The organism is Nocardioides psychrotolerans (assembly GCF_900113685.1).
Lineage (GTDB): Bacteria > Actinomycetota > Actinomycetes > Propionibacteriales > Nocardioidaceae > Nocardioides > Nocardioides psychrotolerans.
In genome coordinates this window covers 267,841-292,604 of sequence record NZ_FOQG01000004.1, presented here as the reverse complement: position 1 = coordinate 292,604, position 24,764 = coordinate 267,841, and the positions used below count along the sequence as shown (strand labels likewise).

27 protein-coding genes are annotated in these 24,764 nt (G+C 71.1%); 13 read left to right on the top strand and 14 right to left on the bottom strand.

The window, feature by feature from the left end:
- Positions 1 to 16 precede the first annotated feature (16 nt).
- The gene (locus tag BM204_RS07410; protein WP_091111669.1) at positions 17 to 874 is read right to left on the bottom strand and encodes an alpha/beta fold hydrolase; all 858 of its coding nucleotides are present in this window, start codon (positions 872 to 874) and stop codon (positions 17 to 19) included.
- 131 nt (positions 875 to 1,005) lie between these two features.
- On the opposite strand from BM204_RS07410, the gene BM204_RS07405 reads away from it, so the two are divergent.
- Positions 1,006 to 3,087: a PAS domain S-box protein gene (locus tag BM204_RS07405; RefSeq protein ID WP_143099685.1), complete on the top strand. Its 2,082-nt coding sequence runs from the start codon at positions 1,006 to 1,008 to the stop codon at positions 3,085 to 3,087.
- Between the two features lie 8 nt (positions 3,088 to 3,095).
- Here BM204_RS07405 and leuA read toward each other — a convergent pair whose 3' ends face one another.
- Positions 3,096 to 4,850: a 2-isopropylmalate synthase gene (leuA, locus tag BM204_RS07400; RefSeq protein ID WP_091111666.1), complete on the bottom strand. Its 1,755-nt coding sequence runs from the start codon at positions 4,848 to 4,850 to the stop codon at positions 3,096 to 3,098.
- 280 nt (positions 4,851 to 5,130) lie between these two features.
- On the opposite strand from leuA, the gene BM204_RS22580 reads away from it, so the two are divergent.
- The 3 genes from BM204_RS22580 to BM204_RS07390 all read left to right on the top strand — a co-directional run bounded on the left by BM204_RS22580 (position 5,131) and on the right by BM204_RS07390 (position 6,802).
- On the top strand, positions 5,131 to 5,286 hold the full coding sequence (locus BM204_RS22580) for a hypothetical protein (RefSeq protein ID WP_170259118.1): 156 nt from the start codon (positions 5,131 to 5,133) through the stop codon (positions 5,284 to 5,286).
- 128 nt (positions 5,287 to 5,414) lie between these two features.
- Positions 5,415 to 5,915, top strand: a complete 501-nt coding sequence (locus BM204_RS07395; RefSeq protein ID WP_091111665.1) for a methyltransferase — start codon at positions 5,415 to 5,417, stop codon at positions 5,913 to 5,915.
- An 86-nt stretch (positions 5,916 to 6,001) separates the two neighbouring features.
- Complete coding sequence (locus tag BM204_RS07390) at positions 6,002 to 6,802, top strand: sigma-70 family RNA polymerase sigma factor (protein WP_091111663.1); 801 nt, start codon at positions 6,002 to 6,004, stop codon at positions 6,800 to 6,802.
- A gap of 154 nt (positions 6,803 to 6,956) precedes the next feature.
- Here BM204_RS07390 and BM204_RS07385 read toward each other — a convergent pair whose 3' ends face one another.
- Positions 6,957 to 8,336: a cation:proton antiporter gene (locus BM204_RS07385; protein WP_091111661.1), complete on the bottom strand. Its 1,380-nt coding sequence runs from the start codon at positions 8,334 to 8,336 to the stop codon at positions 6,957 to 6,959.
- 172 nt (positions 8,337 to 8,508) lie between these two features.
- Here BM204_RS07385 and BM204_RS07380 point away from each other — a divergent pair, with 172 nt between their 5' ends.
- The 4 genes from BM204_RS07380 (at position 8,509) to BM204_RS07365 (ending at position 11,034) form a co-directional block, all read left to right on the top strand.
- On the top strand, positions 8,509 to 8,655 hold the full coding sequence (locus tag BM204_RS07380; protein ID WP_091111660.1) for a DUF1059 domain-containing protein: 147 nt from the start codon (positions 8,509 to 8,511) through the stop codon (positions 8,653 to 8,655).
- An 8-nt stretch (positions 8,656 to 8,663) separates the two neighbouring features.
- Positions 8,664 to 9,152 carry an NAD(P)H-dependent oxidoreductase gene (locus BM204_RS07375; RefSeq protein ID WP_091111723.1) on the top strand — a complete coding sequence of 163 codons (489 nt, stop codon included), beginning with the start codon at positions 8,664 to 8,666 and terminating at the stop codon, positions 9,150 to 9,152.
- Positions 9,153 to 9,400: 248 nt separating this feature from the next.
- Entirely contained in the window at positions 9,401 to 10,186 is a 786-nt protein-coding gene (locus tag BM204_RS07370) for a septum formation family protein (protein ID WP_091111721.1), read from the top strand.
- Positions 10,186 to 11,034: a septum formation family protein gene (locus BM204_RS07365; RefSeq protein WP_091111720.1), complete on the top strand. Its 849-nt coding sequence runs from the start codon at positions 10,186 to 10,188 to the stop codon at positions 11,032 to 11,034. The genes BM204_RS07370 and BM204_RS07365 overlap by 1 nt, the downstream gene beginning before the upstream one ends.
- Before the next feature lie 62 nt (positions 11,035 to 11,096).
- Here the strand turns inward: BM204_RS07365 and era are convergent, their stop codons facing one another.
- Genes era through BM204_RS07335 form a run of 6 tightly spaced genes read right to left on the bottom strand, consistent with a single transcriptional unit; the run spans position 11,097 to position 16,017 of the window.
- On the bottom strand, positions 11,097 to 12,053 hold the full coding sequence (era, locus tag BM204_RS07360; protein WP_091111658.1) for a GTPase Era: 957 nt from the start codon (positions 12,051 to 12,053) through the stop codon (positions 11,097 to 11,099).
- A complete protein-coding gene (locus BM204_RS07355) occupies positions 12,046 to 12,816 on the bottom strand; it encodes a siderophore-interacting protein (protein ID WP_091111656.1) in 771 nt (256 codons plus the stop codon). The genes era and BM204_RS07355 overlap by 8 nt, the downstream gene beginning before the upstream one ends.
- A gap of 16 nt (positions 12,817 to 12,832) precedes the next feature.
- Entirely contained in the window at positions 12,833 to 13,174 is a 342-nt protein-coding gene (locus tag BM204_RS07350) for a cytidine deaminase-like protein (RefSeq protein WP_091111655.1), read from the bottom strand.
- Positions 13,167 to 14,486, bottom strand: coding sequence for a hemolysin family protein (locus tag BM204_RS07345; protein ID WP_091111653.1), 1,320 nt, complete (start codon positions 14,484 to 14,486; stop codon positions 13,167 to 13,169). Before BM204_RS07345 ends, BM204_RS07350 begins: the two co-directional genes overlap by 8 nt.
- Complete coding sequence (gene ybeY / locus BM204_RS07340) at positions 14,483 to 14,980, bottom strand: rRNA maturation RNase YbeY (RefSeq protein WP_091111652.1); 498 nt, start codon at positions 14,978 to 14,980, stop codon at positions 14,483 to 14,485. Before ybeY ends, BM204_RS07345 begins: the two co-directional genes overlap by 4 nt.
- Before the next feature lie 5 nt (positions 14,981 to 14,985).
- Positions 14,986 to 16,017 carry a PhoH family protein gene (locus tag BM204_RS07335; protein ID WP_091111650.1) on the bottom strand — a complete coding sequence of 344 codons (1,032 nt, stop codon included), beginning with the start codon at positions 16,015 to 16,017 and terminating at the stop codon, positions 14,986 to 14,988.
- A 114-nt stretch (positions 16,018 to 16,131) separates the two neighbouring features.
- Between BM204_RS07335 and BM204_RS07330 the strand changes: the two genes are divergently transcribed.
- Positions 16,132 to 16,410: a hypothetical protein gene (locus BM204_RS07330; protein WP_091111649.1), complete on the top strand. Its 279-nt coding sequence runs from the start codon at positions 16,132 to 16,134 to the stop codon at positions 16,408 to 16,410.
- Between the two features lie 3 nt (positions 16,411 to 16,413).
- On the opposite strand, the gene BM204_RS07325 is transcribed toward BM204_RS07330, so the two are convergent.
- Both BM204_RS07325 and BM204_RS07320 read right to left on the bottom strand, forming a co-directional pair.
- Complete coding sequence (locus tag BM204_RS07325; protein ID WP_091111647.1) at positions 16,414 to 17,649, bottom strand: hypothetical protein; 1,236 nt, start codon at positions 17,647 to 17,649, stop codon at positions 16,414 to 16,416.
- Positions 17,646 to 17,984: an HIT domain-containing protein gene (locus BM204_RS07320; RefSeq protein ID WP_091111646.1), complete on the bottom strand. Its 339-nt coding sequence runs from the start codon at positions 17,982 to 17,984 to the stop codon at positions 17,646 to 17,648. The genes BM204_RS07325 and BM204_RS07320 overlap by 4 nt, the downstream gene beginning before the upstream one ends.
- Positions 17,985 to 18,116: 132 nt before the next feature.
- On the opposite strand from BM204_RS07320, the gene BM204_RS07315 reads away from it, so the two are divergent.
- Genes BM204_RS07315 through BM204_RS07305 form a run of 3 tightly spaced genes read left to right on the top strand, consistent with a single transcriptional unit; the run spans position 18,117 to position 20,674 of the window.
- Positions 18,117 to 18,644: a SigE family RNA polymerase sigma factor gene (locus BM204_RS07315; protein WP_246166176.1), complete on the top strand. Its 528-nt coding sequence runs from the start codon at positions 18,117 to 18,119 to the stop codon at positions 18,642 to 18,644.
- A complete protein-coding gene (locus tag BM204_RS07310) occupies positions 18,644 to 19,723 on the top strand; it encodes a Gmad2 immunoglobulin-like domain-containing protein (RefSeq protein ID WP_091111643.1) in 1,080 nt (359 codons plus the stop codon). Before BM204_RS07315 ends, BM204_RS07310 begins: the two co-directional genes overlap by 1 nt.
- 27 nt (positions 19,724 to 19,750) lie before the next feature.
- Entirely contained in the window at positions 19,751 to 20,674 is a 924-nt protein-coding gene (locus BM204_RS07305; protein WP_170259119.1) for a Gmad2 immunoglobulin-like domain-containing protein, read from the top strand.
- 145 nt (positions 20,675 to 20,819) lie between these two features.
- On the opposite strand, the gene BM204_RS07300 is transcribed toward BM204_RS07305, so the two are convergent.
- The 3 genes from BM204_RS07300 to hrcA form a co-directional block, all read right to left on the bottom strand.
- Positions 20,820 to 21,563, bottom strand: coding sequence for a 16S rRNA (uracil(1498)-N(3))-methyltransferase (locus tag BM204_RS07300; RefSeq protein ID WP_091111640.1), 744 nt, complete (start codon positions 21,561 to 21,563; stop codon positions 20,820 to 20,822).
- A complete protein-coding gene (dnaJ, locus tag BM204_RS07295; protein ID WP_091111638.1) occupies positions 21,560 to 22,744 on the bottom strand; it encodes a molecular chaperone DnaJ in 1,185 nt (394 codons plus the stop codon). The genes BM204_RS07300 and dnaJ overlap by 4 nt, the downstream gene beginning before the upstream one ends.
- An 88-nt stretch (positions 22,745 to 22,832) precedes the next feature.
- Positions 22,833 to 23,858 carry a heat-inducible transcriptional repressor HrcA gene (gene hrcA, locus BM204_RS07290; RefSeq protein ID WP_091111637.1) on the bottom strand — a complete coding sequence of 342 codons (1,026 nt, stop codon included), beginning with the start codon at positions 23,856 to 23,858 and terminating at the stop codon, positions 22,833 to 22,835.
- Between the two features lie 146 nt (positions 23,859 to 24,004).
- Between hrcA and BM204_RS07285 the strand changes: the two genes are divergently transcribed.
- The gene (locus BM204_RS07285) at positions 24,005 to 24,733 is read left to right on the top strand and encodes a hypothetical protein (protein WP_091111635.1); all 729 of its coding nucleotides are present in this window, start codon (positions 24,005 to 24,007) and stop codon (positions 24,731 to 24,733) included.
- Positions 24,734 to 24,764 lie beyond the last annotated feature (31 nt).

Below are 24,764 nucleotides of genomic sequence, written 5' to 3'. Positions count from 1 at the left end.
GGGACCAGTGTGCCCGTCAGGCCCCCGCGCGGCGGCTGCGACGCGGCGACTTCCAGCACCTGCGTGCGAAGTCGACCGCGGCCCGGTCGAGCCGCTCGGGCCGGAAACGCCACTCCAGGATGCTCCGGGCCTGCACGAACTCGGCGTTGGGCAGCTCCTCGGCGAGCATCGCCGCATCGGCCGCGGGGTGGATCGGGTCGGCCGGGTGCCCCACCACGAGCGCCGGAACGGTGATCGCCCGTCGCTGCTTGGAGGACGGCGCGACACGCCCGAAGAACAACCCGTGGACGACCGCGGCCATCGCATCGGCCCGCTGGTCGAGGGTGTCGAGCACGATGCCGGCCCAGAAGGGCACGATGCCGCGCGGGATCGGCCGCGTCACCCGGCGTACGGCGTTGACGGTGAAGGGCAGGAAGCGGGCGGCGAAGAGGATCGGCGCGAACGCGAGGATCCCGGCCTCGACGGCGTTGTCGAGCACGGGCATCTCGATGATCAGGCCCTTCACCCGCTCGGGGGCGAGTACCGCGACCTCGAGGGAGACGTTGGCGCCTAGTGACGTCCCTCCGATGACCGCCTGTGGGGCACCGAGGTGGTCCAGCAACGCGATGACCTGCTCGCCGAACGCGGTCATCGAGTAGACCAGCGGGTCGGCGGGTCGGTCGGAGCGGCCGTGGCCGAGCAGGTCGACGGTCACCACGTGCAGCCCGTCGGCAGCCAGCGCCCGAGCGAGCGGCTGATGCATGCGTCGCGGCATCAGCTGCCCGTGGACCAGGACCACCCAGGCGTCACCTGCGCCGTACTCGGTGTACTCGAGACGGTCACGACCGCTGTCGGTCTCGAGGAAGAACTGTCCGATGCGTTCGGAGACGAGCATGGGGGGCAATCTAGCGCTCCCGCCCCCCGGAGGAGGATGCCACGCGAGAGCCTTTGCGGGGATGGTCCAGCCCGGCCCGGGACGACGGCGTTGCACGTCCCGCCCGGCTCACGAAGGTGCACACTGACCTCGTGACCGCCCTATGCACGCGTTCCGCCTCCTGGCCCGTCACTCTGATGCTGGTCGTCGCGACCTTCGTCATCCCGGTCACCACCTTCCGCGAGGTGGACCTGGGGGTCGAAGTGTTCTCGTGGTTCGCGACGGTCGGTCTCACCGCGGTGGTGCTGATCCTCTCGCGGGTAGGACGATGGCCCCTGCTGGTGCCCCTCCTGGTGGCCTCCGCGGTGGGTGCCCGGATCAGCAACGGGATCGAGCTCGCGCCGGCCGTCGCGGGTGGATCGGGCCACGTGGCGGCGGCTCTGCTGGCGACCCTCATCATCGTCCGCTGGCGTGTGCACGATGCTGGTGTGGCGACCCTCGAGCGACAAGATGACGTGGTCCGCGTGCTCCTCGCGTCCGTGGCCGCCGGGCTCCTGGCCACCCTCACCGAGGGCTACCTGATCACCGACGGCGCCGGCCTGCTCTCCACCGAAGCCGTCGCGGTCTTCGCTGCACGGGCCGCGTCGGTGCTCGTCGTGGTGCCCCTGGCCCTCACCCTCCACGTGCGCCGGTCGGGTCGTCTCGACGAGCTCGTGCTCCAGACGTCCCTCCTGAGCCTCGTCACGGTCCTGACCTTCTCCCCCGGCCAGGACCTGCCGCTGCCGTTCGTCACCCTGCCGCTCCTGGTGTGGGGCGCGCTGCGCTTCGACCTGCGCACGGTCTCGCTCCAGCTGCTCGCCTTCAGCTGCTTCGTCGCCGTCGCCACCGCCCAGGGTCACGGCGTCTTCGGCTCGGCCCGCGTGCAGGCCTACTTCGGCCGGGAGGGGGCCGCGACCTTGAGCCAGCTGTTCCTCCTGGCCGCCGCCCTGGTGACCCTGCCGCTCGTCGTTGCGATCACGCAACGCACCCAGCTGCTCGCCGCTATCTCCACCGAGGAAGAACGCTTCCGCCGCCACTTCACCGAGTCCCTGATCGGTGGGGTCTTCCTCCGCGCGGAGGGTGAGGAGCTGGTCATCCAGGACGTCAACGAGGCCGGGACCCACATCCTGGGCGCCTCCTCGGAAGACCTGCGCGACCGCCGCGTCGACACGGTCCTGGAGCCCTTGGAGCCGGACCTTCCCCTCACCCCGACCTCTCTGCGCGACGCCGGCACCGGGTGGCGTGGCTGCGCCACGGTCCGCACCCGTGCGGGAAGCCGGGTCGAGCTGGCCGTGGCAGCCCTGTCGTCCGGCTCGCCCGACCGAACCTTCTCGGCGCAGCTGCTGGACGTCACCGCCGAGCACGAGGCCCGTCGGCGGCTGGAGGCGGCGCAGAGCCTGACGACCGCGACCCTCGACTCGGCTGCGTGCGTCATCATGGTCACGGACACCAGCGGCACCATCGTCCGGGTCAACGGCGCGACGTCGGGGATCACCGGCTACGACCACTCCGAGCTGGTGGGACAACCCGTCTGGCGCACCTCGATCGCCCCGATGGAGCGCGCCGACGTGGAGACGCTCTTCGTGTCGCCCCACCTCGCCGGTGCCCCCCTGGTCCGTGAGCGACGCGGGACGACGAAGGCCGGCGAGGCACTGAGGCTGGTGTGGAGCAGCAACGTCGTCCGCGACGAGGTCGGCGTCCCGTCGTACGCCGTGCTGACCGGCATCGACGTGACCGCCGAGCGGGCGAGCACGGACCTGGTGGCCCACCTGATGCAGGCCACCCTCACCATCGCCCTGATCGGGATCGACACGGTCGGAAGGATCACCGTCTTCAACGCCGGCGCCGAGCACTTGCTTGGCTACAGGGCAGGCGAGATCGTCGGGCAGCCCTTCGCCCAATTCATCGACCCCGCGCAGCTGCTCGAGCGCACCGGTTCCGCATCCATCGGCGAGGCCCTGCTCTCGGTGCTGACGGTCCACGACACGGGTCTCGGGATCCCCGAGGACGAGTTCCAGGCGGTCTTCGACAAGTTCTTCCGCACGGCCGTCGCCCAGAAGCGAGCCATCCCGGGGACCGGGTTGGGGCTCTCGATCGTCGCGTCCATCGTGAAGGCACACGCAGGCACGATCGAGGTCAGCTCCGCGCCGGGGCAGGGCACCGTGTTCACGGTGCACCTGCCACAGGCGCCCTGAGTCGACGCTCAGGCGCCGCGGTTGACGGCACTCACGACCGCTTTGAGCGAGGCGGTCACGATGTTGGCGTCCAGCCCGACACCCCACAAGACGGTGTCGCCGACCGCGCACTCGACGTATGCCGCCGCGATGGCGTCGCCGCCCGACGAGAGGGCGTGCTCGTGGTAGTCGAGGACGCGCACGTCGAAGCTGCCACCGTGCCCGGTGCGCGGGAGCTCGTTGATCGCGGAGACGAATGCAGCGATCGGACCGTTGCCGGTGCCTTCGAGGGTGCGCATCTCGCCATCGACGTAGACGTTGACGGTGAGGGCGTCCTTCTCCCCGGCCGCCGAGCTGGTGTGGACCGAGTTGAGGCGCAGTGGCGTCTCACGGTCGAGGTACTCCGAGGAGAACACCGACCAGATCTCCTCCGGCGACACCTCGCCACCCTCGGCTTCGGTGCGCTGCTGGATCACCCGGCTGAACTCGATCTGCGCCCGACGCGGCAGGTCGAGCTTGTGCTCGGCCTTGAGGATGTAGGCGACTCCGCCCTTGCCGGACTGGCTGTTGACGCGGATGACGGCCTCATAGCTTCGACCCACGTCCTTGGGGTCGATCGGGAGGTACGGAACCGCCCACACGTGCTCGCCGACACCGATGCCGGCCGCAGAGGCGTCGTGCTCCATCGACTCGAACCCCTTCTTGATGGCGTCCTGGTGGGAGCCGGAGAAGGCGGTGTACACCAGGTCGCCGCCGTACGGGTGGCGCTCGGCGACCGGCAGCTGGTTGCAGTACTCGACCGTGCGCTTGATCTCGTCGATGCCCCCGTTGCCCGCGAAGTCGATCTGCGGGTCGACTCCCTGGCTGAACAGGTTGAGCCCCAGGGTGACCAGGCAGACGTTTCCGGTGCGCTCACCGTTGCCGAACAGGCAGCCCTCGATGCGGTCGGCACCGGCGAGGTAGCCCAGCTCGGCTGCCGCCACGGCGGTGCCACGGTCGTTGTGCGGGTGCAGGGACAGCACGACGTGCTCACGGTGGGCCAGGTGCCGGTTCATCCACTCGATGGAGTCGGCGTAGACGTTGGGCGTGGCCATCTCGACGGTCGCCGGCAGGTTGATGATGACCGGCTTCGCAGCGGTCGGCTCGAACACCGCCAGCACCTCGTTGCAGACGCGCACGGCGAACTCGAGCTCGGTCCCGGTGAAGGACTCGGGGCTGTACTCGTAGAAGACCTCGGTCTCCGAGATGGTCTCCTCGTACTTCTTGCACAGCCGAGCACCCTGGACCGCGATGTCGACGATGCCGTCCATGTCCAGTCCGAAGACCACGCGGCGCTGGAGCGTGGAGGTCGAGTTGTAGAGGTGCACGATCGCCTGCTTGGCGCCCTGGATCGACTCGTAGGTGCGCTCGATCAGCTCCTCGCGCGCCTGGGTCAGGACCTGGATCGTGACGTCGGGGGGGATCAGGTCCTCGTCGATGAGCTGGCGCACGAAGTCGAAGTCGGTCTGGCTCGCGCTCGGGAAGCCCACCTCGATCTCCTTGTAACCCATCTCGACGAGGAGCTTGAACATCGTCAGCTTGCGGGCCGGCGACATCGGGTCGATGAGGGCCTGGTTGCCGTCGCGAAGGTCTACCGCGCACCAGCGCGGCGCCTCGGTGATCGTGGCGTCGGGCCAGGTGCGGTCGGACAGGACGACGGGCGTGAACGGCTCGTAGCGACCGAACGGCATGCCGCTGGGCTGCTGCGGGCTGGCCTGGTGGGGGTGCTGGTCTGCGGTGGTCATGATTTCCTCGCGGGATCGGGCTGGGCCAACAGTGGGCGAGCCGGGCGCATGCACTCACTCCGCAGCGAGGGGGTCCGGCTCTGGCTCAGACCTCGCTGCGGCAGCAAAGAAGAAGCTGGCGCGTCATGATGCACCCATCTTAACGGACTGCGTCCAGTGCGGTCCCGGTGCTCGCCCCCTGGACAGGACCTCACCCCATCGGGTGTTTGTCTGCGCCGAGCGTTTGGGCGCTGGCCCGGGAGGGGTAGGAGGCGTCGACCAACGTCCCGAGGAGTATCACGTGTTGATGATCAACTGGCCCCTGACCATCGTGGTGGGCATCGGACTCGCCGTCCTCGTCGGTGTCGTCGGCGGCTACCTGTCCGCCCGACTGGCCGTGATCGGGTCCGAGCGTCGCCTCAACCGCACCCTCACCCGACGCCCCGCCGATGTCTGAGTCCGACTGGTTGGTCCTGATCATCCTCTTCGTCGGCGTCCCGCTGGCTGTCTGGGCCGGTGTGCGGATGTTGCGCGACCGAAGCTGACTGATCCGCATGCGCCGCGGGTGATCGGGCACCGGCCCCCATGACGCCACACTGGACGACCCTCCAGTCGCGGTGGGCAGCGGAGCTCATCCCGGATGCCCCGGTCGGTCGCGTCCTGGACCTCGCTCCGGCGGTGCTGCACCTCGGGCTGGTGGCCATCACCCTCGCCAACCGACCCCTCCTGTGCGTCGACGACGACCCAGAGGCTCGGCAGTCAACGATGATCGACGCAGACCTGGCCGGCCTCGCCGGCGACGTCGAGGTGCGGGGGTCCCGGGTCGCCAGCCAGGAGTGCCACGAGACCTTCGCCGTCGTGATCGCCGATCCCGACGTCCCGCCGGTCGCCGACGACTCGACCGCGACGCTCGACCTCGCCCGCGCCTGCCTGGCGACCGCCGCGGACCACGTGACCGACGGGGGCCACGTGCTCATCCGGCTCGGCAGCCTCGAGCGGGTGCACCACGTCTCGGAGACCACCGACCTGACCCTGGTCGAGGTGCGCGCCGGGGAGCGCGGCCTCGTCGCCCGCTTCGACCGCTGAGCCTCCTGCCGGACTCACCCTCGCGGGTGTGTCGGACGGACGGTCACCTCCGCGAGGCTGGGCCTGGAAAGAGAGGGAGGGTTCCCATGACCGTCACCACCATGCCTGGTCGTCCCGTGCCGCGGGACGTGCGCAGCAGCGAGACCGCACGGCTCTTCGCTCTCCTCCCCCAGGAGGAAGGTGTCGAGCGCACCGACATCCTCGACCAGGTCGTCGTCCTCAACATCCAGGTCGCCCACGCGATCGCGCGCCGCTACCAGAACCGCGGCATCGCCATCGAGGACCTCGAGCAGGTCGCCTGCCTCGCACTCGTTCGCGCGGCCCAGAAGTTCGACTGTGCGCGTGAGCGCGACTTCCTGTCCTACGCCGTGCCCACGATGACCGGCGAGGTCAAGCGCTACTTCCGCGACCACGGGTGGACCATCCGGCCACCGCGTCGGATCCAGGAGATCCAGTCCCGCGTGCTCGAGGCCTACAAGCAGGGCACCACCCACGGCCGCCCGCCGACGCCCCTGGAGATCTCCAAGCGGCTCGACCTCAAGATCGACGACGTCGTCGAGGCGCTCGGTGCCAACGTGTGCTTCCAGCCGATCTCGATCGACCAGGCCGTCGAGGCCGACAGCCTCGAATCGCTGAGCGACTTCCTGATGACCGACGACGATCGCGCCGTCGACGCTGTGGACGCCCGCTCCGTGCTGGCCAACCCGTTGCGCCACCTCGAGCCGGAGGACCGTCGGCTCCTGGCGATGACCTACTCCGAGGGACTCACGCAGCAACAGATCGGCGAGGCCCTCGGCGTCACGCAGATGACGATCTCGCGCCGCCTGGCGAGGATCCTCGCCAGGCTGCGCGACGAGCTCGGCGTCGAGCTGCCCTTCGTGGCCTGAGGCTCCGAGGTCCTCGCTCAGCCGAGGACCATCCCCTCGGGGGCACTCTCCCGGTAGGAGGTCACGCGGTCGACGACCACCTGGGCTGCTGCTGCCTTGTCGTTGTCCATGCCGACCAGTACCCGCTGGGCAGGTGGGCAAGCGCGCTTCCAGCTCAGCCGGACGTCGGGTCCAGCGCTTCGCGGGGGCCTGCGAGGCCCGGCCCCGTGGCTCCTCTGCGGCGGTCGACGTGGTCGAGCCAGGGGGTGGCCGCGACCCCGTGCACGAGCACGGAGGCGACGATGGTGAAGGCGACCGTGGACCAGAGCCACGCGAGGTCGGTGAGCTCGACCTCCCCCGCGGCGTAGGCGAGGTAGTACAGCGACCCGACGCCCCGCACACCGAAGAACGCCACAGCCAGGCGGTCGGCGCGCGAGACGCCCCCCGCCTTCTCGGCGGGCTTGGGGAGCACCCCCAGGGCGAGGAGGCCGGCGACCGGACGGATCACGAAGATCAGCGCCAGCGCGATCATGACACCGGAGAGCTCCAGGCCGTCCAGCAACCCGTTGGTGGTGGCGATGCCGAGAAAGAGCAGCACGACCAGGGTGAAGAGTCGCTCGAGGCGCTCCACGACCTCGTGCATGGCCCGGTGGTAGTCGTGGGCGCGCTCGGAGGCCCGCATGGCCATCGCGCAGGTGAAGACCGCCAGGAACCCGTAACCGCCCACCAGCTCGGCGGCGCCGTACGACGCCAGCAACGCGGCCAGGACCAGCAGGGGCTCACCCTGCTCGGCGAGCCGCAGCGACGGCCGGCTCGAGCGGAAGGCGACGCGCGACAGCGCCCAGCCGGAGGCAAGACCGACCACGACGCCGAGGACGATCTTGCCGACGAGGTACCAGCCGAACCACGTGCCGGCGTCGGCGAGGGTGAAGCTGCCGGCCGCCACGAGGATCGCGAGGTAGACGAAGGGGAAGGCCAGACCGTCGTTGAGCCCAGCCTCGGAGGTCAGCGAGAAGCGCACCTCGTCGAGGCGGTGGGCGGTGTCGCCGTCGTCGGCGTCCAGGCCGGTCTCGAGCTCGTCGATCTCCTCGGCCGTCATCGGACCACCGACCTGGACGTCGGAGGCGAGGACCGGATCGGTGGGCGCGAGGACCGCCCCCAGGAGCAGCGCGGCAGCCGGCCCCAGGCCGGCGAAGGCCCAGCCCAGCAGAGCGACCAGTCCGATGGTCAAGGGCATGGCGATCGCGAGCAGGCGCCAGGTGGGCGACCAGTAGCCCCAGGTGCGTCGGATCCGAGGGCGCAGTGGCCGGTCGAGCGCCAGCCCCACACCCATCAGCGCCACCAGGACCGTGAGCTCCGTGACGTGCAGGATCAGCTCACGATCCGCCTCGGGCTCCAGCGAGAGGGAGTCGGGGATCGGGAACAGCCCGATCAGGAGCCCCACCCCGACCAGGACCATCGGCGCGGAGACTGCGACCCGGCGCAGTGCTTGGGGCAGCACGACGGCCAGCAGCAGGCAGAGGCCTGCCACCAGGAACACAGCAGCATCGGTCATCGACTCACCCCCTCGAAGCCGGCCCAATCTACTCCGGCCCCGGTGAGGGCCGCCCTGGAGGTCGCGGGCTGTCCACCGACGACGGCTCCGCTGCGCCGGCCGGTGGGCTCACCGATCGGGTGAACATGCGGACCTTGAGGTCCGTCGCCGCCAGCGGTGGCACAGTGGTGGCATGAAGACCACGCTCACGTGCCCGTGCGGCACCGTGATCCGGGGCGCCGACGAGGACGACCTCGTCGCGCTGACGCAGGCCCACCTGGCCACCGAGCACCCCGGACGCGACTACGACCGCGACTCGATCCTCTTCATGGCCACCTGACGGCCGTGGTGGCTCGTCTCCTGGTGGTGCACCACTCCCCCACGGACGCGGTCCGGGCACTCACGGACGCGGTCGTCGCGGGGACCCGCAACGACGCGGTCGTCGGTGTCGAGGTGGTCGTCCGGTCAGCGCTGGAGGCGCGGGCTGTCGACGTGCTGGCCGCGGACGGGATCCTGCTCGGCACGCCGGCCAACTTCGGCTACATGTCCGGCGCGATGAAGCACTTCTTCGACACCGTGTTCCTGGAGGCCGGTGGCGCGCTGGGCGCCGACGGCACCGCCGGGGCGGCCGGTCGGGGCAAGCTCCCCTACGGCTTGTGGGTGCACGGTCGCTACGACACGACCGGAGCGGTCCGCTCGGTGCAGTCGATCGTCCAGGCCCTGCCCTGGGTCCAGGCCGCGCCGGTGCTGGAGGTCCTCGGCGCGGTGGGCACGGACGAGCGGGACGCGGCGTACGAGCTCGGCTGCACGCTGGCCGCCGTGGTCGAGCCCGTCTAGTCATCGCACCGGGTGTAGTCCACGGTGTTGGCACGGTGTGGGACACGACCTCTCAGGTCCGGGAGCGTCGCCCGCATGCTTCGTCCATGCCTGCGACGAGGGCGCCCTTCTCGCGCAGGACGGGAGCCGGTCCGTCCGCGTCATCACCGTGCGCTGAACCTGCCGGCGGAGGTACGATCAGGCACGTCGTCAGGTCGCAGCTCCAGGGAGGGAACGCGGTGGTCCACCCTTGGCTCGGACGGGCCGTGATGCCTGTGCTGGCAGTGCTGTCGGTCGTGGCGCTGGCTGGGTGCGCCGAGGATGCGCAGGGCCGCAACACCGACCCCGACCAGGTCGACTCCGTCGAGGTGCCCGAGCTCGGCGTCTGTCGCCAGCTCACGCCGGACGACGTCGCGATGCCGAGCAACGCCACGGCAGTCGTCGAGTGCACCGAACGCCACACCGCCCAGACCTACGCGGTCGGTCAGCTGCCCGAGGAGCTCGACGACACCGACTACGACTCCGGTGAGCTCGACATGTTCGCCTACGACACCTGTTCGTCGAAGTTCGAGAAGTTCCTCGGGGCCGACGAGAGCCTCGTGATGCGCACGGTCGTCAGCTGGGCGTGGTTCCGCCCCTCCGAGAAGGCCTGGGACGACGGCGCGCGGTGGTATCGCTGCGACGTCGTCGGCGGCGGTGAGCAGAGCGAGAAGTACGTCGACCTACCCGACACCGCCGAGGGCCTGCTGCTCGGGCGCCCCTCGGACCGCTGGATGGTGTGCGTCGCGGGCCCCTCGGTCAGCGGCTCGCTGAAGATCCCGTGCAGCGAGAAGCACGACTGGCGGGCCGTCACCACGATCAAGCTGGGCGAGCCCCCCGACCCCTACCCCGGTGACCGGGTCGTGGAGGTCACCACGCGCGACTTCTGCTCCGACTCCGTGGGGGCCTGGCTCAACTACCCCGTCGACTACGACTTCGGCTACACGTGGTTCCACGAGGCGGAGTGGGAGGCGGGCAACCGCCGTTCGGTCTGCTGGGCGATGACGCCCGACTGATGTCTCGTCGTCGTGCCCCCCTGCCTCGGCCGCTGCCGGTGGTGGCGCTCCTGGCGTTCCTGGTCCTCCTCGGTGCGTGCACCGGTGGGTCGACCTCGGAGCTGCCGGAGGCGTCGCCCTCCTCGAGCGCTCCGGTCGAGCGTCCCTCGGCCACGCCGGTGCCCGCGCCCGAGGACCGCGCGTGCTACGACCTCGCCTTCGCGGACGCGCTCGCCGCGACCACGGCCACCCCCGTCAGCGAGTGCGACGGCGAGCACACCTCCATGACCTTCTCGGTCGGCACCCTCGACACCGTCGTCGACGGGCACCTGCTGGCGGTCGACTCCGAGCGGGTGATGGCCCAGGTCGCCGAGGCCTGTCCTGCGCGGCTCGCCGACTTCGTGGGTGGCACGCTGCGCGAACGGCGGCTCAGCATGCTGCGTGCGGTGTGGTTCACACCGACCGTCGATCAGTCCGACGCCGGCGCCGACTGGTTCCGCTGCGACGTCATCGCTGTCGCCGGCCAAGACACCCTCGCCCCGCTGACCGGCCGCCTCTCCGGCGTGCTCTCGGAGCCCGGAGGGCCCGAGCGCTGGGCGATGTGCGGCACCGACGACCCCGACTCCCCCGACTTCGAGCGGGTCCTGTGCTCGCAACCGCACTCATGGCGCGCGATCGAGGTCGTGCCGTTCGAGGAGGGGCGCTATCCCGGCGTCGAGGCCGTGCGCGACGCCGGCCAGACGCCCTGTGAGGACGCCGGGCGGTCGGTCGCCGACGACGCGCTCAACTTCCAGTGGGGCTACGAAGGTCCGAGCAAGGAGCAGTGGGCAGCCGGGCAGACCTACGGGCGGTGCTGGGCGCCGGACTGAGGCCAGCCCTGGTCACCGGGGTTGCGGTGCGGTCACCGCGACCCGGCGGCCCAGAGCAGGCGTCAGAAGCCGAGCTTGCGCAGCTGTCGCGGGTCGCGCTGCCAGTCCTTGGCGATCTTGATGTGCAGGTCGAGGTAGACCGGGGTGCCCAGCAGAGCCTCGATCTGGAGCCGTGCGGCCTTTCCGACGTCGCGGAGGCGGGCGCCCTTGTGACCGATCATGATCCCCTTCTGGGAGTCGCGCTCGACGTAGAGGTTGGCGTGGATGTCGAGCAGCGGCCGGTCGGCGTCGCGGCCCTCGCGCAGCCCCATCTCCTCGACGACCACGGCGATCGAGTGCGGGAGCTCGTCGCGGACGCCTTCGAGGGCAGCCTCGCGGATGAGCTCCGCCACGATGGCCTCCTCGGGCGCGTCGCTGAGGTCGCCGTCGGGATAGAACTGGGGACCGACCGGCAGGAGGCCGACGAGGAGCTCCTCGAGGAGCGAGACCTGGTCACCGGCCTTGGCGGAGACGGGCACGATCTCGGCCCACTCGATGCCTGCACCGGCGCCGGCCTTCTGGATGTCGAGGAGGTGCTCGCCGATCTGCTCGCCGGTCGCGAGGTCGGTCTTGGTCGCGATCGCGACCTTGATGGTGCGCTTGACCTTGGCCATCTCGGCGATGATGAAGCGGTCGCCGGGGCCGATCTTCTCGTTGGCCGGGAGGCATACCGCGACCACGTCGACCTCGGCGAGGGTGGTCTTCACCAGGTCGTTGAGCCGCTCGCCCAGGAGCGTTCGAGGGCGGTGCAGGCCGGGGGTGTCGACCAGGATCAGCTGGGCGTCGGGCCGGTGCACGATTCCGCGTACGACGGTGCGCGTCGTCTGCGGCTTGGAGGAGGTGATCACCACCTTGCTGCCGACCAGGGCGTTGGTGAGTGTCGACTTGCCGGCGTTGGGGCGGCCGACGAACGACACGAACCCGCTCTTGTGCTCGGCGGTCGGGGGGATCTCGGGCTGGTCGTGCTCGGGGTCAGGCATCTCGCACCTTGTCGTAGTCGGCCCAGATCTCGTCGTCACTCTTGCCTGCTGCCTTGCCCGCGCGCCAGATCGGTCCGGGGTCGACCGCGCGCGGTTGGCGGGCCGTGACGCCACGCCAGTAGCCCATGACGTCGTAGGCGGTGCTGGGCAGTCGACGCTCGCGCATCAGGTGCTTGCGCACCGCCCGCATCTGCGCCGACTCGCCCGCCATCCAGAAGTAGCCGTCGCCCTCGGGCCAGTCGATCGACTCGACGACCGAAGCCAGCCGGCTCTCGCCGTCGTGAGGCGCGTCGAGCCAGTGCACGGAGCTGTAGGTGGGCAGGTAGTCCGACACGTCGTCGGGCACCTCGGCCCAGACGTACGTCGGCACCGTCACCGAACCGGTGATGCGGGCCATCGCCGGCATCGCGCTCAGGTCGCCCACGAGGATCACCCACGAGGAGTCGGCGGGCATCGCGAAGGAGCCCTTGGGCTCGGTGAGCGTCACGGTCTGGCCGACGCAGTCGCCCTGCACCCACTCGGTCACGAGCCCCACGTCGTGCACGACGACATCGATGACGAGCTCGCCGTCGGCCCAGGAGCGCACCGTGTAGTAGCGGCTCTGGAACTGGCCGGGGACCACCAGCCCGACCCACTCGTCGGGAATGCTGGTCGAGGCGAAGTCGGCCAGGCCGGGTCCGCCGAGCACGATGCGGGTCAGGTGGTCGGAGACCCGGGCGCGGCGCAGCACCTGCGCGTCGTAGTGCCGGGCCTTGGTGCTCACCCCAGGACTCTAGTGGTCAGGTCGTGGTGGTGTCGGCGACGGTGCCGCGGGCGTCGCCACGGTGGACGACGACGCCGGCTCCACCGAGGTCCCGCAACGCCGCAAGATCGGCGTCGGCGACCTCGTCGGCCTCGCCGAGGACGACGGCGGCCTCGAGCCCGCGGGAGCCTGAGGCGACCGCCATGGCGACGCAGACGTGCAGCGCCGACAGCGTCAGGGACGGCAGGGCCACGGACGCGGCGGCATAGGTGCGGCCGTCGGCGTCGCGGATCGCGGCACCCTCCGCGGCCCCCGTGCGGGCACGGGTGGCCCGCGCAAGGGTGACCAGCTTGGCGTCCTCGGTGCTCAGGTCACTCATGGGCGGGCTCCATCTCGACAGTGACGAGGGCGGGCTGGACGGTCGGGTCGAACTGCGTGATGAGCACGGTGCCGACCTTGTTGCGACGCCCTGAGGCGTCCTCGGCGAGGAAGCGCAGGCCGTGCGCCTCGACGGCGGATCCGGGGATCGGGACCCGACCGAGGTGCTTGGCCATGAGGCCGCCGACGCTGTCGACGTCCTCCTCCTCGACATCGAAGCCGAAGAGCTCGTCGAGGTCGTCGACCGGGTAGCGCGAGGAGACGCGCACGACGCCGTCGCTGACGATCTCGATCTCGATCTCGTCCTCGTCGTACTCGTCGGTGATCTCACCGACGATCTCCTCGAGCAGGTCCTCGATGGTGATCAGGCCGGCGGTGCCGCCATATTCATCGACGACGACGGCGATGTGCTGGCGTCGGGCCTGCATCTCACGCAGCAGGTCGTCGACAGGCTTGGACTCGGGCACCCAGTGCACGGGGCGCATGACCTCCTCGATGCGCTCGGTGAACTCCACGTCGGGAGCCTCGAAGTCGCGGCGGACGATGTCCTTGAGGTAGGCGAAACCGCGGATGTCGTCGAGGTTCTCGCCGATGACCGGGACGCGGGAGTAGCCGCTGCGCAGGAACAGTGACATCGTCTGGCGCAGGTTCTTGAAGTGCTCGATGTAGACCACGTCGTTGCGCGGGACCATCACCTCGCGCACGGAGGTGTCGCCGAGCTCGAAGACCGAGTGGATCATCTTGCGCTCGCCGGCCTCGATCAGCGCCGAGGCCTCGGCCATGTCGACCATCTCGCGCAGCTCGGTCTCGCTGGAGAACGGTCCCTCGCGGAACCCTCGCCCCGGGGTGATCGCGTTGCCGACCAGGATCAACACCCTCGGCAGTGGGCCGAGCACGGTCGTGAAGAGCGCCAACGGGCCGGCCGAGAGCAGCGCGACCGTCTCGGAGTGCTGGCGACCCAGCGTGCGCGGGGCGACCCCGATCACCACGAACGACACGACCAGCATCGACCCGATCGCCACCAGCACGGCGAGGATCCACGAGCCGTCGACGAGCTCGTCGATCTGGAGGGTGACCAGGACGATCGCGGAGATCTCGCACAACAGCCGCAGCAGCAGCGCGGTGTTGAGGTAGCGCGGGGCGTCCTCGAGCAGCGCCACGAGGCGCTGGGACCCGGCCCGCTCCTCGGCGACGAGCTCGAGGGCGCGCGCCTTGGAGAACGACGCGAGGGCAGCATCGGCGGCCGTGAACAGGCCGGCCAGGAAGACCAGTGCGGCTGCTGTGACCAGCAGCCCAATATCGCCGGAGGTCATGACTCGGGCGCCGGCGCGGGCTCGGCCTCGGGCGCGGACTCAGGCGCCGGCTCGCGCCAGGCAGCGAGCAGCTGGTCCTGGAGCCCGAACATCTCGGCGTGCTCCTCCGGCTCGGCGTGGTCGTAGCCGAGGAGGTGGAGGATGCCGTGCACCGTGAGGAGCTCGATCTCGGCGCCGGTGCCGTGACCGGCCTCGGCCCCCTGGCGCTCCGCGATCGCGGGACACAGCATCAGGTCACCCAGGACGCCCTCCTCGGGCTCCTCGTTGACCAGCCCGGGGCGGAGCTCGTCCATGGGGAAGGCCAGCACGTCGGTCGGGCCCTCCTTCTCCATCCACTGCTCGTTGAGCTGGGCGATGGTGTCCTCGTCGACGGCCTTGATGCACAGCTCGGCGAGGGGGTGGACGCGCATCTGGTCCATCACGAAGCGCGAGAGCTTGGCCAGGCCCGTCACGTCGAGCTCGTGACCGGACTCGTTGAGCACCTCGATGCTCATCTCACTCACTGCCGATCGCCGCGAGGCGCGGCCTGCAGGCCGCCACGGGCGTCGAACTCGTCGTAGGCCTGGACGATCTTGCCGACCAGGCGGTGACGGACCACGTCGCTCGAGGTGAGCCGGTTGAAGGAGATGTCCTCGACCCCGTCGAGGATGCCCTCGATCACGCGCAGCCCCGACCTGGTGCCGCTGGGCAGGTCGACCTGCGTCACGTCGCCGGTGACGACGATCCTGGAACCGAAGCCCAGGCGGGTGAGGAACATCTTCATCTGCTCGGGCGAGGTGTTCTGCGCCTCGTCGAGGATGATGAAGGCGTCGTTGAGAGAGCGGCCGCGCATGTAGGCGAGCGGCGCGACCTCGATGGTGCCCGAGGCGAGGAGCTTGGGGATCGTCTCGGGGTCGATCATGTCGTGCAGCGCGTCGTAGAGCGGGCGCAGGTAGGGGTCGATCTTCTCGCTGAGCGTGCCGGGCAGGAAGCCGAGGCGCTCCCCCGCCTCGACGGCCGGTCGGGTCAGGATGATCCGGTTGACGTTCTTGGACTGCAGCGCCTGCACGGCCTTGGCCATCGCGAGGTAGGTCTTGCCGGTGCCGGCCGGGCCGATCCCGAAGGTGATCGTGTTCTTGTCGATCGCGTCGACGTAGCGCTTCTGGTTGAGCGTCTTGGGGCGGATCGAGCGTCCGCGGTTGTTGAGGATGTTGAGGCTCAGCACATCGGCGGGACGCTCGGTGGTCTCGGCACGCAGCATCGTGTGCACCCGCTCGACGGTCTCGGACGTGATGCCTTGACCGGTGCGGATGATCGCCACGAGCTCCTCGAGGAGCCGCTCGGCGAGGGCGACCTCGCCGGGCTCGCCGCGCATGGCGATGCGGTTCCCGCGGACGTGGATCTCGGCGTCGAAGGCGCCCTCGATGATCCCGAGGTGCTCATCACCGGGCCCGAGCAGGCTGACCATGTTGATGTTGTTGGGCACTACGACGGTGTGCTTGGTCGTGTGCTTCTCCCGCGGCGGGGTGCGGTCGGTGGTGCTGTCAGTCATGGGTGCCCTGGCGGGCGGCCTTTCGGTCGGCGATGATGCGCGCTCTTCATGCTACGGGAGCGCCGCACGAGCGCCCAGCAGGTTTGGCCGTGGTCCAGGCCGTACCGTAGGGCCATGCAGGAGCGGGACGAGTACGACGAGGACTGGGACCCGGCCGACGGTGACGTCGACGATGCCCCTCCCTTCTGGTTCAACGGACAGCACCTGCCCCCGCACGCCCGCTCGATGGGGCTGACCCACCACGTGCCCGACGGGGCGCTGCTCGACTTCGCCGGCTCCCTGGACAGCAGCAAGCGCGGGCACAAGATCACCGCCTGGGCCATGCTCGTCGTGTTCGGGCTGCCCGTGGTCTTCGCGATCATGCGGCTCGTGTCCGTGATCGTCCCGGGCTGAGGCCTACTGCTCGTCGTCGAACGCGACCGAGAGCATGCCGAGGCACATCTCGTCGGTGGTGCCCTCGCCCCAGACGACGTACTTGTCCTCGCGCTGGGTCTCGAACGCCGGCAGCTTGTCGCGGAGCCACTGCGCGTGCTCGCAGGTGACCTTGATCGTGTCGAACGGGTCGAGGTGGACCGGCTCGACGGGCCGCGAGCCCTGGTCGTCGAAGTTCCAGGGCTTGATGTCCAGGACCGTGCGCGCCTGGGGGGTGCCGGGGTTGGTCTCGATCGTGATCCGGCGGCCGAGCAGGTGCATGTGGCCCGCGACCCCGTAGACGGTCATGGCGCGGCCCAGCGTGCGCACGCAGGAGCTCGTGTCGGACGGCTTCGGCTCGGTGCCGCAGAGCAGGTGGAGGACGTTGGCGGTGCTGCCCCCCGACGGCCCGATGCGGGCCCGCTCGTCGGCGATCGCCGCGTCGCGGTCGCACAGCGCGCCGTCGCTGCGCCCGGGACGGCACGGCATCTCGACCGGTGCGGGCATCAGGAACGTGTGGAGCCGGGTGATCCCCGGCTTCTTCGCCGTGATGCGCAGCTGCGTGGAGCTCATGTCGGGGCTGGCGCCCGCGAGCAGGTTGTAGTGGACCTGCATGACGATCCGCGAGCCCTGGGGCAGATCGGTGCCGAAGCCCTTGCGGGTCATCGTCTCCGTGCCACCAGGGGCCCACGCCCCGAGCCAGTTGGCGTCGTCGATGTTGCCGAAGTCGCCGGCCAGGCCTGTCCCGCCGAAGCAGGTCCAGCCCTGCTCGTCGCTCTGGGCGTCCATGTCCTCGGCCTCGGGCACCTGGTCGGGCGAGACCCGGAAGAGGATGACGTGGTGGACCACGTCGGGGTTGCCCGGGACCACGTTGGTGCCGGTGAGGTAGCTGTCGCGGGCGAGCTGGGGGTCGAGCAGGAAGCAGCGGTAGTCGTCGGTCCCGACACCCGTCGGTGAGGACGGGGTGTAGGTCGCCGGCATCGTCATCGTCACGCGGTCCTCGCCCCCACGCAGTGGCAGCAGCGGGCCGGGGTCAGGGGCGTCGTGGTGGGCGTCCTCACTCGTGGTCGCGCTCGGCGCGGTCGACGTCGGCGCCCCCGCCACGGCTGTCGTCGGCGCCTCGGGAGCCGCGGAGACGTCCCCGTCGTCGGTGCCCGAGCAGGCACTCACGACGAGCGCGAGCGCGGCGGCCGCGAGCCACGTCGTACGACGGCGGCTCATCCCGGCGGCCAGGTCATCGAGCGCCCGGCCAGGACGTGGAGGTGGGCGTGGAAGACGGTCTGGCCGACCCCGGCGCCGGTGTTGAACACCAGCCGGTAGTCGTCGTGGCCCTCGGCCGTGGCGACGGCGGCTGCCGTGCTCACCAGCTCGGCCGAGGCCACCGGGTCGCCCGCGGCCAGCTCGGCGGCGTTGGCGTAGTGGTCCTTGGGCACGACCAGCACGTGGGTGGGCGCCTGGGCATTGATGTCACGGAACGCGACGGTGCGCTCGGTGCTGTGCACGATCTCGGCGGGGATCTCCCCGGCCACGATCCTGCAGAAAAGACAGTCCTCCACGAAGGCTGTTCTCCCTCCCAGAAGTCAGTCCCTGATCCTCCCACGGAATCGGCGCCGAGCCGAAGTAAACCCCGAGCCCGACCTGGGCGTGCAACTAGCGTGATGACGCATGCGAGCACCCGGGACCAGACGGTGACCGACCGTCCGTCGTGGAGCGCCGACGAGGCGCTCGACGAGCTCTACGCGGCCCACTGGCGCAGCCTGGTGCGCCTCTCGGTCCTGCTCGTGCGCGACGCGGGCACCGCGGAGGAGGTCGTGCAGGATGCGTTCGTCGCGATGCACGGGCGCTGGTCGCGGCTGCGGGAACCCGACAAGGCGCTGGCCTACCTGCGCCAGTCGGTGGTCAACGGGTCGCGCTCGGTGCTGCGGCACCGCGGCGTCGTCGCCCGCCACGCGTCCTCCCAGCTGCAGGCCGGGTCCCGGGCGGGCGGTGACGAGGCCGCCGAGGCGCTCGCGCGACGCGACGCGGTGCTCGAGGCCTTGCGTGCCCTGCCCGAGCGGCAGCGCGAGGTGCTCACCCTGCGCTACTACCTCGACCTCCCGGAGTCGGAGATCGCCGAGGCCCTGGGCATCAGCCGCGGTGCGGTCAAGAGCCACGCCTCCCGCGGGTCAGCCACGCTGCGCGACCTGCTCGCCGACCACCTGACCGGAGACCTGTGATGACCGAGCCCCGTGACGAGCCCCGCGACGAGCAGCTCGCCCGTCTGATCACCGACGCCGCCGACGGCGTCGAGCCCACCGACCGCCTGGCCGAGATCAGGACCCGCACCGCGTCCACGCGCCGGCGCACCCGCTGGTACGCCGCCGGCGGGGCCTCGCTGCTCGCCGCGGCCGCGGTCGTGGCCGTCGCCCTGCTCGGCAACCCGGCGTCCCCGGGCGCGGACGGCGCCGGACCGGCCCAGGACCCGACCCCGACCGTGACGGACCCGACCCCGGCCCCCTCCGGCTCGGCGAGTCCGGCAGACCCGCCGACCGGCGCCGGCACGACGACGTCGTACACGGTCTTCTTCGTCGGCGACACCGCGCGCGGACCGCGCCTCTACAGCGAGGTGCGAGACGTGCGCGGCGGCCGCGACCTGTTCACCGCGCTGCAGCAGCTCGAGACGCCGCCGCTGGACCCCGACTACCGGGCGCTGTGGCCGGAGGGCAGCTTCGCGGACGCGGGCTTCGACGGCGTGGGCACCGACGGCCAGCTCAGCGTGGTGCTGGCCGACGCGTCCCTGCGCGAGCGACCGGCGGGGATGAGCGAGGCGGACGCGCGGCTGGCGGTGGAGTCGGTCATCTGGACGCTCCAGTCGGCCGCCTCCGAGGGTGACCCGCTGCAGGCGCCGGTGCAGTTCTACCTGGGCCGAAACCCCATCGACCAGGTCCTCGGCGTGCCGACGGCGGAGGGTCTCGCGGCCGGTCTGTCCGAGGACGTGCAGGCGCAGATGAACGTCGCCTTCCCGACCGAGGACCAGGTCGTCGCGGGCTCGTTCATCGCCCTGGGACGCAACAACGGCTTCGAGGCCACGATGACCTGGACCATCACCGACGAGGCCGGCTCGGTGGTGCTCGACGGCTTCGCCACGGCCGAGGGCTGGGGCGAGGGCGGGCTTTTCCCCTGGCGCACGGAGCCCATCGACGTCTCGGGTCTTGCCCCTGGTCGCTACATCTTCACCGCAGCCAACGACGACCCGTCGGGTGGCGCCGAGGGCGTCGGACCCGACACCGACACGCGCTCGATCATCGTCGAATAGCCGACCGACGCCGACAGGATGGGACCCATGAACGCCTTCCCCACCCGTTCCTTCTCCCTCGCCGTCGCCGGCCTGGTCGCCGCGGCGACCCTGGCCGGCTGCTCCACCGACACCGACCCGGTCGCCGACGACCCTGCTCCGAGCGGGTCGACGAGCGCCCCTCCGACGAGCGAGGCACCCACGACCGATCCCAGCGAGCCGGCCTCCTCCGAGCCGTCGGCGCCCTCGGAGACCGTGGTCGCGCCGGTCTACTTCACCGGTGACAGTCCGATGGGGGTGCGGCTCTACCGCGAGTTCCGCGCCGTCGAGGTCGACAACCCGCTCGCCGAGGCGGCCGCGCTGATGGCGGCGGGCGACGCGCTCGACCCTGACTACGGCACGCTCCTCAGCGGCGGCTTCACCTCCGTCGCCTACGACGAGACCGGTGGCCGGTTCGTCGTCGAGCTCGCCGACGACTCCCTCACCTCGGCGCCCTCCGGGATGAGCAAGGCCGACGCACGGATCGCCCTCCAGGCCTTGGTCTACACCCTGCAGGGCGTCCAACAGGTCCGCGCGCCCGTGGTCGTCACCCTCGACGGCTCCCCGGCGACGCTGCTCGGCATCGACACCTCGGCCGGCGTCAAGAACGCGCCCCAGCTCGACGTGCTCAGCCTGGTCAACGTCACCTCGCCGGCTGAAGGTGACACCGTGAGCGGCTCGTTCACCGCCAGCGGAGTCGCGAGCTCCTTCGAGGCGACCGTGCCGTGGGAGGTCCGCCAGGGCGACACCGTCGTGCTCGAGGGCTTCGCCACCGCCGAGGGCTTCATGGACCAGCTCTACCCGTGGGAGACCTCGGTCGACGTGTCGGGGCTGGCGCCCGGCGACTACACGTTCGTCGCGCTGACCGACGACCCGTCCGGCGGCGAGGGTCCCGGGCCGTTCGTCGACACGAAGACGATCACGGTCGAGTAGGCGGCGGCGCGGCGCCGCGGCCGTGGCCGAATGTCGGCAGTTCGCACCCGAGCCACGGGCGCCGAGCGTGCGCGCCACGTCGTACGCCGCGAACTGCCCGGCGGAAGTGACGGACAAGCGCAAGAGTCCCCGGACATCCGAGTAGTCATGCGCCCCAACGAGCCGTCCGCGCCAGCAACGCCGCACAGGCAGCGACCCCGGCGGTGGAGGTGCGGAGCACCTCGGCGCCGAGGCGCACGCTAACGGCGCCGGCGGCGACGAGGAGCGCGACCTCGTCGGGGCTCAGCCCGCCCTCGGGGCCGACGACCACGACGACCACACCCGCGGGCGGCACCGACAGACCGGCGAGCGGGATGCTGGCCTGCTCGTGGAGCACCACGGCCAGGTCGGCGGAGGCGACGAGCGCTGCGACGTCGGCGGTCGTGGCGAGCTCCGCGACCGCGGGGTGCCAGGAGCGGCGTGACTGCTTGGCGGCCTCGCGGGCCGTCGAGCGCCAGCGGGCCAGCGACTTCGTGGCGCGCTCGCCCTTCCAGACCGCGACACTGCGCGAGGCGGCCCAGGGCACGATCCGGTCGACGCCGACCTCGGTGAGGACCTCGACGGCGAGCTCTCCACGGTCGCCCTTGGGCAGCGCCTGGACGACCACGAACGACGGCTGGGGCCGCACGACCTCCTCGACCGAGGCGGCCTCGACCGTGAAGACCCGCTTGCCGGTCTCGGTGACCGCACCGGTCACCGAGCGGCCGGCGCCGTCGGTCAGCACCACCTGCTCGCCGACGCGCAGCCGTCGTACGGCGACGGCGTGGTGCGCCTCGTCGCCCTCGACGGTGACGCCGGCCCCGACCGACACACCTGCGAGGGTCGGGACGAGGTGGACCGGCAGGCTCATCCGTGCTGGTTGAACGCGTCGCGCAGACGGCCGAAGACCGACTTGGCCGAGGTGCTGCGGACCTGACCCGTGGGGGCCTCCTCACCGCGGATCGCGGCGAGCTCGCGCAGCAGCTCCTCCTGACGCGGGTCGAGCCGCAGCGGGGTCTCGACGACCACGCTGACGACCAGGTCGCCGCGGCCGCCGCGGAGGCCGGGGACGCCGCGTCCGCGCATCACCTGCTGGGTGCCGGACTGGGTGCCGGACCCGATCTCGAGCTCGAACTCGGTCTCGACGCCCGAGTCGGCACCCTGCTCCACGTCGGCCTCGAGGGTCGGCAGCGTCAGCGTGGTGCCGAGCGCCGCCGCCGTCATCGGCAGCGTGACCGTGCAGTGCAGGTCGTTGTCGTGGCGCGTGAAGGTCGGGTGCTCGCCGACGTGGATCTCGACGTAGAGGTCGCCGGCCGGGCCGCCCCCGGGACCCACCTCGCCCTGCTCGCTGAGCTGGACGCGGGTGCCGTTGTCGACGCCGGCGGGGATCTTGACCGTCAACGTACGACGGGAGCGGACGCGTCCGTCACCGGCGCAGTCGCGGCAGGGCTCGGGGATGATCGAGCCGAAGCCGCGGCACGCGGCGCAGGGGCGCAGCGTGCGGATCTCGCCCAGGAACGAGCGCTGCACGTGGGCGACCTCGCCGGCGCCCCGGCAGGTCTCGCACGGGATCGGGTGGCTGCCGGGTGCGGCACCCTCGCCGTCGCAGGTCGTGCAGAGCACGGCGGTGTCGACCTTGAGCTCCTTGGCCACGCCGAAGGCGGCCTCGGCCAGGGAGATCTCGAGCCGGATCAGGGCATCCTGCCCACGGCGTACGCGGGAGCGGGGGCCCCGGCCCTGACCGCCACCGCCCGCACCGGGCTGGCCGCCGAAGAAGGCGTCCATGATGTCGGTGAACGAGAAGCCGGCACCCTGGCCGAAGCCGGCCTGGCCGCCGCCGAAGGGGTCACCGCCGCGGTCGTAGGCGGCGCGCTTCTGGGGGTCGGAGAGCACCTCGTAGGCGCGCGAGACCTCCTTGAACTTCTCCTGCGTCTCCGGGTCCGGGTTGACGTCGGGGTGCAGCTGTCGCGCGAGGCGCCGGTAGGCCTTCTTGATGGCGTCGCCATCCGCGTCGCGGGCGACACCGAGGAGCTCGTACAGGTCCTGGCTCAACGTGGGTGTCCTTCTCTGGTCTCGGTGGGGCGGTGGGGCGGTGGGGCGGTGGGGCGGTGGGGGATGCGATGGGCGGCGACGAGCCGGCTCAGGCTTCGTCGAGGATGCGCGAGACGTAGCGCGCGACCGCACGGACGGCGGTCATGGTGCCGGGGTAGTCCATGCGGGTCGGCCCGACGACCCCGAGGGTCGCGAGGGCGTCGTCCTGGGGGCCGTAGCCCGTGGCGACCACGCTGGTCGCCGAGAGCTGCTCGTAGGGACCCTCCGCACCGATCCGGACGGTCACCATGCCCCCGCTGGTGGCCTCGCCGAGGAGCTTGAGCAGCACGACGTGCTCCTCGAGCGCCTCGAGCAGCGGCCGCACGGCCGAGTCGAAGCTGTCGCCGTAGCGGGCCAGGTTGGCGGCGCCGCCCACCGCGATGCGCTCGTCGGAGCGGTAGTCGCTCATGGCGTCGGCGAGCGCGTTGACGACCGGTGCCGCGTAGACCGCCAGCGGGCTGGTCGGCGGCTGCTCACCCAGGCCCCGCAGCGCCGTGACGGCGTCGGCGATGACCTGACCGGTGGCGGTCTGGTTGACCCGGAGCCTCAGGTCGGCCAGGACGTCGTCGTCGAGGTCGGCCTCGAGGTCGACGAGGCGCTGCTCGACGCGGCCCGTGCTCAGGATGAGGACGGCGAGCAGCCGTCGGGGCGCCAGCGCGACCAGCTCCACGTGGCGCACGGTGGAGCGCGAGAGCGTGGGGTACTGGACGACCGCGACCTGGCGGGTGAGCTGCGAGAGCACTCGCACGGAGCGCTGCACGACGTCGTCGAGGTCGACCGCCCCGTCGAGGAACGTCGAGACCGCACGCTTCTCCGCGACGCTCATCGGCTTGACCGTGGTGAGCCGGTCGACGAAGAGCCGGTAGCCCTTGTCGGTCGGCACGCGGCCGGCGCTGGTGTGGGGCTGGGTGATGTAGCCCTCGTCCTCGAGCACCGCCATGTCGTTGCGCACCGTGGCCGGCGAGACCCCGAGGCTGTGGCGCTCGACGAGCGCCTTGGAGCCGACCGGCTCCTCCGTGGCGACGTAGTCCTCGACGATCGCGCGGAGCACGGCCAGTCGTCGTTCCTCCTGCATGCCGCCTCCGCTGCTCGTCGTCCCTCTGGCACTCCGTCGTGGTGAGTGCCAATGCTACTAGGCAGGCGCGGGTGCGACCGACTCCTGTACCCCGCCAGGACTATGCAGGTTAGGCTTGCCTAACTCATCCACGAAGGAGCCCTGCGATGGCCACGCTCGATCTCACCCAGCTCGACGAACCCCTGCGCCTGGCCGCTGCGGCCCGCAGCATCCTGGCGTGTCCCTCCTCGGTCCACCTCGTGGTGGACGGCGTCGACGACGTGCTGGCCGGGACCGACGAGCTCGGGATGCAGGACCTCGGCGGCCACCCGACCTTCTCCTGCGCCCCCGGGACCGACCTGGCCCACGCCTCGGCGCGCGGAGCCCGGGCACTGCTGACCCTGCACAGCGGGCTCGGGTCGAGCGGCTCCCCCGACCGCGACGCGACCCTGACGCTCGCCGGGACGCTGCACACCACCGCACGGGAGGACTGCGCCTGCTGCGGGCAGGTCCGCGACGTCGTCACGATGCGCCTCACCTTCGCGTTGCTCGCGCGGTCCGGGGAGGGCCGCCGTGAGCAGCAGCGCCGGGTGCCGCTCGACGACTTCCGCTCCCCCACGCTGGAGCTGAACCGCGGCTACCTCCAGCGCTCGGTCGAGCACGCCAACCGCTGCCACCAGGAGGAGCTGCGGCAGGCGGTCGCCACCACCACCGGCACCCGGATCAGCCAGGTCGTGGGCGTCGCCCTGGTCGACCTGCGCCCGCACAGGGTCGAGGTGCAGTGGGTCGACCTCACCGGCTCGCACTCACGCACGCTCACCTTCGCCCGGTCCGCAGCCGGCGCCGACGAGCTCGGTGAGCTGCTGCGCCGCGAGCTGCATGCCGGCCTCTGCTGAGCGGGCTCTGCCGACGGGTCGGGCGACCGGC